Source organism: Microcystis sp. M53602_WE12, from assembly GCF_030065455.1.
Lineage (GTDB): Bacteria > Cyanobacteriota > Cyanobacteriia > Cyanobacteriales > Microcystaceae > Microcystis > Microcystis aeruginosa.
On the sequence record NZ_JASJFB010000122.1, the window covers coordinates 1 to 7,980 of the forward strand.

The 7,980-nt window shown below is 42.3% G+C and carries 8 protein-coding genes and 1 tRNA gene; 3 read left to right on the plus strand and 6 right to left on the minus strand.

The window, feature by feature from the left end; translation table 11 throughout:
* The first annotated feature begins 438 nt into the window (after positions 1-438).
* Positions 439-834: a helix-turn-helix domain-containing protein gene (locus PX482_RS04915; protein ID WP_288026736.1), complete on the plus strand. Its 396-nt coding sequence runs from the start codon at positions 439-441 to the stop codon at positions 832-834.
* 209 nt (positions 835-1,043) lie between these two features.
* Here PX482_RS04915 and PX482_RS04920 read toward each other — a convergent pair whose 3' ends face one another.
* The 5 genes from PX482_RS04920 to PX482_RS04940 all read right to left on the minus strand — a co-directional run bounded on the left by PX482_RS04920 (position 1,044) and on the right by PX482_RS04940 (position 5,695).
* Positions 1,044-4,034 (minus strand): type ISP restriction/modification enzyme, encoded by a 2,991-nt coding sequence (locus tag PX482_RS04920; RefSeq protein ID WP_288026738.1) that lies wholly within the window; start codon positions 4,032-4,034, stop codon positions 1,044-1,046.
* Between the two features lie 209 nt (positions 4,035-4,243).
* On the minus strand, positions 4,244-4,351 hold the full coding sequence (locus PX482_RS04925) for a BrnA antitoxin family protein (protein ID WP_265795881.1): 108 nt from the start codon (positions 4,349-4,351) through the stop codon (positions 4,244-4,246).
* Positions 4,352-4,714: 363 nt separating this feature from the next.
* On the minus strand, positions 4,715-5,050 hold the full coding sequence (locus PX482_RS04930) for a HepT-like ribonuclease domain-containing protein (protein ID WP_002760267.1): 336 nt from the start codon (positions 5,048-5,050) through the stop codon (positions 4,715-4,717).
* A complete protein-coding gene (locus PX482_RS04935; protein ID WP_002760266.1) occupies positions 5,047-5,340 on the minus strand; it encodes a nucleotidyltransferase family protein in 294 nt (97 codons plus the stop codon). The genes PX482_RS04930 and PX482_RS04935 overlap by 4 nt, the downstream gene beginning before the upstream one ends.
* 281 nt (positions 5,341-5,621) lie before the next feature.
* Positions 5,622-5,695 (minus strand) — tRNA-Pro (locus tag PX482_RS04940).
* A gap of 71 nt (positions 5,696-5,766) precedes the next feature.
* On the opposite strand from PX482_RS04940, the gene lipA reads away from it, so the two are divergent.
* Positions 5,767-6,672: a lipoyl synthase gene (gene lipA / locus PX482_RS04945; protein ID WP_502846487.1), complete on the plus strand. Its 906-nt coding sequence runs from the start codon at positions 5,767-5,769 to the stop codon at positions 6,670-6,672.
* On the opposite strand, the gene rdgB is transcribed toward lipA, so the two are convergent.
* Entirely contained in the window at positions 6,635-7,228 is a 594-nt protein-coding gene (rdgB, locus tag PX482_RS04950; protein ID WP_288031580.1) for an RdgB/HAM1 family non-canonical purine NTP pyrophosphatase, read from the minus strand. The genes lipA and rdgB overlap by 38 nt on opposite strands.
* A 326-nt stretch (positions 7,229-7,554) precedes the next feature.
* Between rdgB and PX482_RS04955 the strand changes: the two genes are divergently transcribed.
* A complete protein-coding gene (locus tag PX482_RS04955; RefSeq protein WP_288093301.1) occupies positions 7,555-7,728 on the plus strand; it encodes a hypothetical protein in 174 nt (57 codons plus the stop codon).
* The last annotated feature ends 252 nt before the right edge of the window (positions 7,729-7,980 follow it).

The following is a 7,980-nucleotide window of genomic DNA, read 5'->3' on the forward strand; positions in this document are numbered from 1 at the left end:
GGCAGGGTGTGGGGTGTGGGGTGTGGGGTGTGGGGTTTTACCAGTTTTGAGGTGGTCAACTACCTAATTTTCAGGGAAAAAGTACCTGAATTTTCCCCCGATCCCCGCAATGGCTGGCACTTTTTGAGGGGAAAAAAGTCCAAAAGTCTTATCCAACAAGGTTTTTAGATTTATTCAGCAGACCCTAGATAATAACATCTTTAGCGATCGCTTGGGTCGCGCCAGAAAACCCACTAAGCTAAGACGCATCTTAACCGCCTATCCTTAGATTAGCTGAATCTCCCCTTGCCCCCCGATGTGGGTGGTAGGGTTGATTCATGAATCAACCCTACCTTGAATCAACCCTAGTAGTTGAGCGGTAGGGTTGCCTCGTCTCAATTTTCTTTCTTTCTCACAAATATGAAGTATAATGTCATCGATAGCTAAACCGCACAAAAAATGAAATCCTATCCAGTAGAGTTCCGTCAGAAAATCCTCGACTGTTATTATAACGAACCCATCTCTCAAAGACAATTAGCGAAAAGATTCTGCGTAACCCTAAGTTTCGTACAAAAGCTTTTGAAACAATATCGAGAAACGGGAGATCTTCGACCGAAGACTTATCGATGTGGACGTCATTTAAAACTCACGCCAGAACAAATGCTCGTCCTCGGTACGTTAATTGAGGAAAATAATGACGCAACTCTAGCTGAACTATCAACACTATTCCTAGAAAGAACTGGTATAGTGTTAAGTGTGGCGACAGTGGCAAGAATAGCCGAACGCTTGAGAATAACCCGCAAAAAAAACTATACAACCACCCGCACAAGAGACAGAAAAACTACAACAACTTAGACAAGAATAGAAAGTAAGTGGGTGGGTGGAATTAAATATAAGATGAACGTAGGTTGGGTTGAAGCATGAAACCCAACGCCCGCTCATGTTACGCTACCGCTAACCCATCCTACAAATAATTATGCCTCCCTACTTAGGGTTTGCGGCAAAAAGTTTTTCTTGGAGGCAGGGTGTGGGGTGTAGAATAAGATTCCCCGGAAGCAATCTTTTTAATGTCTCATCGCTTCTATTATTTTCATGGTTTCGACGCTGACAGTACAGACTCGTTGTAATAAGTCAATTACTGTTTCTTTATAATCGGCAAAGCGATAGTTATTAAATCTTTCGGCGATGGTTTGATCTTTGGGTTTCTTTTCCTTATATTGATCTAAAATCCATTCTAAGGCCGAACGATTACCGAGTTTATATTCCCAAGCAATTTTGGGAATATCTTGTAGGAAAGTGACATCATCAAGGTTGATAGAATTTTTTTCTCGGTCAGCTTTTAGTTTAGTTTTCGGTTTGAGATTATTATTAGTATCAATGCGAGTTAGTGGGTAGGGTGCGACGGTTTCATAGTTGATATGTAATTCCATTAGTTTGCTTCCCCATTCTACCCATTGAGAGAAGTTATCATAAAAGGGAAGTCGCGGAAATTCTCGCTTGAGGTTTAATTCATATTTACTGCGATATTCCGGGTAGTGAAGGACTGCATAAGTGTAGTGGAAGATGTGGAGTTTGGTGATGGTTTTATCGTTGTAATGTTTTTGGAATTGTTGCAATCCCCAATCGGTGATATTATCGATGCGGTTTCCTTCTTTCTCGTAGTAGTAGAGGGGGAGACATTGAGTTTTTTCAAGTGTATCTAAACCAATTAATAAATCACAGGAAAGACAATGAAAAGGCTTGCTTGAACTAATGCCAGAAAAAGCTATTATCTTATTAAAAGACTTTAGATCTAATGAAAACATCTCGTAATGGTTTTCTGTCAATCGATGATTAAATAATTTTTCTGTGTATTGAAATTGCTTAAAATAAGGTCTATATAGAGATAATTGAATTAAATTATCATCGAAATCAGACTTTATTCGAGATTTCCAGAAATTCTCTAAAGAAGAACTCCACTTTATTGAAAAGTCTTGTAATTGATTTTCAACAGAGTAATTGTATTTTTCAATGAAAAAACTAATCTTATTTATTAAACTCTCTTTGAGAGAATCATATACCCACTCATCTCGATTGGTTACTACACCCAATGAAAACAACTTAAACACAGCTTTCTCAGACTTGCCACTTTTGACATCCTTATCAATCAAGGGTAGCAGTTGATAAAAGTCATTATCTGATTGATTGAGCCAATTATGTTTTTTATCTGGGATGATATGCTCAAAATCAAGCTGATTAAGTTTTGTCGATGACAAAAACTCTAATTTTTGCGCTGCTGTATCCAATTCAGGACGGCGAGTATATAAAATTCGACAAGGAAGATTATTACTTTCTCGCTTCACCATCAAACTAATCGCCACCCCCGTCTGAATACCGAAAACATTATGAGTTGTCCCTGAAAGTTTAGGATTTTTCCTGACATTACCACCTAAATCAATGATATAAATTTCACTAAACTCATTCTCTACTACTTTTCTAAATCCATCATAAGCCAACGCATCGATAAAAGAAGAGTTAGTAATAAACGCTATTATACCATTTTTATTTAATCGATCCGAAGCCCAACGAATAAAGCGAGTGTACATATCATAGACGACAATTTGATTCTGTGCCTTACCTTCTTTGATATAAGTATATTTAATGCACTTGTCAATCGCTTCATAACTTCGATTTGCATTACCTTGATTAAAATTCTCCTGCCTGGCATTATAAGGAGGATTACCAATAATTACAGAAATATTGCGGTCATTTTGATTATGAATCCGTTGGGTATTCTCCGCCGACATAGCAAACAAATCCATCTGCTTGATATTAGAAGCAGCATGGTCTAGGGTATCCACAAAACAGATATGCTCAAACTCCTCATACTCACCCATCTTCTGCTTGTAGGTGAACTCAATATTCAAATTCGCAATATAATAAGGCAGAATTGCCACCTCATTACAGTGCATCTCATGCTTATACTTGTACCGTAACTTATCCTTCGGTAAATACTCAATCAACTCCGTTATAAAAGTTCCTGTCCCCGTCGCCGGATCTAAAATTTCTACTCCTGGATCCGCCAACAACTTACCAAAATGCTTGTGGACTAAATAATCGACACTTTCAATCATAAAACGGACAATTTCATTGGGTGTATAGACAATTCCCAACCGGTCCGCCGCTTTCGGATTGTATGCTTTATAAAAATTCTCATAAATCGCCTTGAGAAATTTCTGCTTCTCGTGGTGGTTATAAATATTCGCCGCTGTCCGCCGAATTACCGCATAATAACGTTCAATAGTCCCTAAAGTATTGCGCTTGGTATTACCAGTAAAGAAAGTTTCAATCACTCCCTGTAATTCCCTGGCGATATTATTTTCCCGGTGAAACTGAGACTCATTAAAAATATTGATAAAAATATCCTCTGTCAGGATGTGCTGAATAATCATCTCTCGCACATCTTCCAGACTAATTTCTGGATTGATTGACTTGCGACAAATCTCTAAAAAATTGTCCCGCGCTGTCACAAAATTCCGATTCGTCTCCGACTGCAACGCAATTAAACCCCGCAACGCTTCTAAAATTGTTGGTAAATCTTCCTTAAAACTAGCAATCGCCTCTCGAAAATCCTCAACCTCCGGACGTACATAATTAATAAAAGCATTAATAATCCCATCCAAAGCCTCATCATCGCGCATCGAGACGCGCAGTCTTTCCTCTCCTCCTTGAATTAAAACCGCCGTCTGGGAATCTTCAAATAAAATATTGTCATTGGGGTAGCCTTTCGCCAACTTCTTCTCAATTTCTTCATCTAAATTATCGTATTGATCCTTACTTTCCCAATATCCCCAATCTAACCGTAAAGCATCCTTAACCGTCCCGTCAGGATAGACAACTTTTCCCGACTTAGTGCGATAATCCAACTCCGGAATTAACAAAAAATCCCGCGCCTTGCAATAGTCATTTAACAAATTCTGAAAAGCGACTCTAATCGAAGTTTCCTTGCGACTGCCGCCATATTGGACAATCTTCTCAACTTCCGCCTGATACTGGCTGATTAATAATCTAGACATGGGCTTAGAGGAGGTAAATTAAGTAGTTATAATCAAAGAGAAGATAGATTTTGGACTCTGATCCCCCCTGCCCCCCCTGATAAGGGGGGTGCCGATAGGCGGGGGGATCTACCCTTGATAAGGGGGGTGCCGATAGGCGGGGGGATCTACCCTTGATAAGGGGGGTGCCGATAGGCGGGGGGATCTGACAATTTTTATTTCGATGTTTTTCACTGGTGCTGGCGTGCCATCACTTCCCGCAAGATATGGTCAATTCCTGTTTCATATCCCTTTCCTTGAGCTTTTAACCATTGTAATTGATCTTGACCTAGTTGAATAGCTAATTACTGCTTTGATGGCGAAAAAGATACTGTTTTTTGAGTAAAAAACTCATCACCTAACGGCGGCTCACGATTATTTGCCTTTCCTTATCTGGCAAAGTTTTAATTCGATTTCTCGGAATAAATAGCTGAAAATTTGTCAAAACGTCGTGCTTAGTAGATTGATTCATGAATCAACCTACTAAGTAGGTAGGCTTTAAAAATTATCAGATACCCCCCTTATCAAGGGGGGATTAAGGGGGGATCGACACCCCCCTTATCAAGGGGGATCCCCCCGCCTATCGGCACCCCCCTTATCAAGGGGGGCAGGGGGGATCGAACCTAAAACCCAACAGTTTTAAATAATTGGACTGGGTTTCGTCAAATCAATTCCTGTAAAATAGCTTCGATTTGTTGTTTTAGAGGAGGAATGTCATTTTCAACAATATCCCAAATAATCTCTAGATTGATACGAAAATATTCATGAATAGTTAAGTTTCTTAGATCGCTGGCATCTCGCCAAGGAACTTCGGGGTATCTTGCTTGAAATTCTTGAGAAGTTGCTCTAGCTGCTTCACCAATAATTTGTAAATGATAGACAATCCAAGTTTGAATTAATTCTTGTTGTTCAAACACGGTTTTTCCCTGTGGAGCATACTTTTCTACCCGCTCAATTGCTTCTAAAATATCCCGCAAGCGTTCGGTATCATCTCTCATAGTGGTATTGCTTCTTTAAGTACCCGCTCTCTGATTCTATCTTTAAGTCCCTGTTCGGTAACAATATCAACTTTGCAGCCTAACAAAGCTTCGAGTTCTCGAATTAACGGCAAAGGAAACCAGGGACTCCGACGTTCGCTACAATAATCAATTAATAAATCAATATCGCTTTTTTCGTCAGCTTCTCCCCGTGCGACAGAACCAAAGATTCGCACGTTATTTGCGCCGTGTTTAGCAGCAATAGCAATGATTTTTTCTCGTTTGTTTTTGAGTAATTCCTCAATTTTCATGATCTAAGTAGGTAGGCGTTAAAAGTTGTCAGACACCCCCCTTATCAAGGGGGGATTAAGGGGGGATCGGCACCCCCCTTATCAAGGGGGGATTAAGGGGGGATCGGCACCCCCCTTATCAAGGGGGGCAGGGGGGATCGGCACCCCCCTTATCAAGGGGGGATTAAGGGGGGATCGAACCTAAAATCCATTTTTAATTTAATTATAACCAGCTACTTACTGACAATTTTTAACACCTATCTACTTAACCATAGAACAGATTACACCTTGATTGTCTTTAATCGGGATGACAGGATTCGAACCTGCGGCCCCTTCGTCCCGAACGAAGTGCGCTACCAAGCTGCGCTACATCCCGAAAATTTTCAGCTAAATCATCATAGCATATTCGGCCTTGATTGGGTCGAGACTTGCTAGGATATTACAGATATAGGCAAAAATTATCGGAGTAGTTCAGGCGTGACGGTAAAACCAGAGTGGTTACGGGTAAAAGCACCGCAATGGCAGCGAGTCGGCAGTGTTAAGGAAGTTTTACGCGATTTAGGCTTAAATACCGTTTGTGAGGAGGCTTCCTGTCCCAATATCGGCGAATGTTTCCACGCGGGGACGGCTACCTTTTTAATTATGGGTCCTGCTTGCACTCGCGCCTGTCCTTACTGTGATATAGATTTTGAGAAAAAACCGCAACCTTTAGACCCCACGGAACCCCTGCGACTAGCGGCAGCCGTGCAACGTCTTGATCTTAATCATGTAGTGATCACTTCTGTCAATCGCGATGATTTGGCTGATGGGGGCGCTAGTCAATTTGTCCGTTGTATCGAGGAAATTCGCCGCATTTCCCCAAAAACCACCATCGAAGTGCTGATTCCCGATCTTTGTGGCAATTGGCAGGCTTTAGCTTTAATTCTTGCCGCTAAACCTGAAGTTTTAAACCACAATACCGAAACTGTTCCCCGTCTCTACCGTCGTGTGCGTCCCCAGGGTGATTACCAGCGTTCTCTAGAATTATTGCAGCGCGCTCGCGCCATTGTTCCCGCTACCTACACAAAATCGGGCATTATGGTGGGATTGGGGGAAACCGACGAGGAAGTGCGCCAAGTGATGGGCGATTTACGGGCCGTCGATTGTGATATTCTCACCATCGGGCAGTATCTGCAACCATCGCCAAAACATCTCGGTGTACAGGAATTTATCACCCCCGAACAGTTCCACGCTTGGCGCGAATACGGTGAGTCTCTGGGATTTTTACAAATTGTTGCGAGTCCCTTGACAAGAAGCTCTTATCATGCTGAACAAGTCAGGGCTTTAATGAATTTGTACCCGCGAGAGTCTTGAGATGGGGCAGCAATTGCTGAAAAGCTCGTCCTCGATGGCTAATTTTTCTTTTTAATTCGGGAGACATTTCCGCAAAGGTTAAAGCGTATTCGGGAACATAAAAAATCGGATCGTAACCAAAACCACCTTCACCCCTAGGACTGGTTAAAATTTCTCCCGTACAGATTCCTGTGGCGCTCAAGGCAATCTCACCATCGGGACGGGCGATCGCAATTACACAGACAAAACGGGCCGAGCGATCCTGATTATCTCCTAATTCTCTGACGAGGCGATCGATTCTTTCTCGATCATTTTCACCGTAGCGGGCCGAGTAAATCCCTGGGGCATTTCCTAACCCGGTTACTTCCAATCCCGAATCATCAGCGATCGACCATTCTCCCAATGTTAGGGCAATTTGAGCAGCTTTTAAATAAGCATTTTCAGCAAAAGTCGCCCCTGTTTCCTCTATCTCTAAATCATCGGGTTTTAACTGCAATTCTAGGTCAATATCAGTTAAGTATTCCCCTATCTCTGCTAATTTACCCGGGTTACTCGTGGCTAGAATTAATTTTTTCATCGAAAATAATCGGTTTGAAACCCCGGCCTTTTAGGGCGGCTTGACGTTGAGAATATTTCACTATACACTAAAGCTACAGTAAAAACTTTTAACTCCCTGACTGCTTTGGATCGGACGGACATTTCCCCCTGATTATTGCGAGGATTAAAGTTAAGCATGGGTTCCTTAAAATTCCCATTGACTGAAAGACTCAAAGACAAACATATCAAGGAAGTACAAATAAGTGGGTGGGTGGAATTAAATATAGATGAACGTAGGTTGGGTTGAAGCATGAAACCCAACGCCTGCTCATGTTACGCTACCGCTAACCCATCCTACAAATAATTGTGCCTCCCTACTTACATCCAAAATACTCGGCTCGCTGGTTTGACAGCAATTGTCTTTATGAAGATGAAAAAATAGAAACATCTCTTGACTCCGAAAAAGCGATAGCTATGTTGTTAAGGAAGGCAGTAGTCAGGAGATTATTTTATTTATTCCCCCCACTTCCTAATTCCTAATTCCCACACCCCACACCCTACACCCCACACCCTACACCCTACACCCCACACCCTACACCCTACACCCCACACCCTACACCCTACACCCCACACCCTACACCCCACACCCCACACCCCACACCCCACACCCCACACCCTACACCCCACACCCTACACCCCACACCCCACTCCCTACACCCCACACCCCACACCCCACACCCCACACCCCACACCCAACACCCCACACCCCACACCCCCAATCCCACACCCCAA